This is a genomic window from Acidithiobacillus albertensis, assembly GCF_001931655.1.
Classification (GTDB): Bacteria; Pseudomonadota; Gammaproteobacteria; order Acidithiobacillales; family Acidithiobacillaceae; genus Acidithiobacillus; species Acidithiobacillus thiooxidans.
This window is the reverse complement of sequence record NZ_MOAD01000135.1, coordinates 1-468: the sequence shown is the minus strand read 5'-3', so window position 1 is coordinate 468 and position 468 is coordinate 1. Positions and strand designations below refer to the sequence as shown.

Genomic DNA, 468 nt, shown 5'->3' with positions numbered 1-468 from the left:
CAGAGACCATGGCATGGACATACTGGAGACTGCCTGCGCCATGGCCCTGGAGCAGAAAACCGTTACAGTCACGGTAATCCTCAATCTGGTACACCGTCTGGCGCACCCGCTGCCACCACCCCCGCAGCAGACTCCGGAAGCCCTGCATCTGAAAGAAGAGCCAACGGCGGATTGCAGTCGCTACGATACCTTGCGGGGGAAGCCTTATGTCCACTGAACTGACCCTCTCTCTGAAGGATCTGCATCTGTATGGCATGGCGACCGCCTACCAGGAATGGGTCGCGCAACCCGGGCCGGTCACAGAGCCGGTTTCCTGGTTGTCCAGCCTGATTGATGCCGAAAAACAGGACCGCCATTACCGCAGTCTGCGTTACCAAAGACGTATAGCCCGGTTCCCCCTGCAGCGCAGTCTGGATGAGTTTGACTTCACGGAAAGCCCCTTGGCCGAAGAACACCTGCGCACGCTGG

At 59.0% G+C, this 468-nt stretch carries 1 protein-coding gene and 1 pseudogene; both read left to right on the top strand.

The window, feature by feature from the left end:
* A pseudogene (locus tag BLW97_RS18575) lies at positions 1 to 217 on the top strand (IS21 family transposase); the annotation flags it as partial.
* On the top strand, positions 207 to 468 hold a 262-nt coding region (locus BLW97_RS18570; RefSeq protein ID WP_242947885.1), incomplete at its 3' end, for an ATP-binding protein. The pseudogene BLW97_RS18575 and the gene BLW97_RS18570, both read left to right, overlap by 11 nt.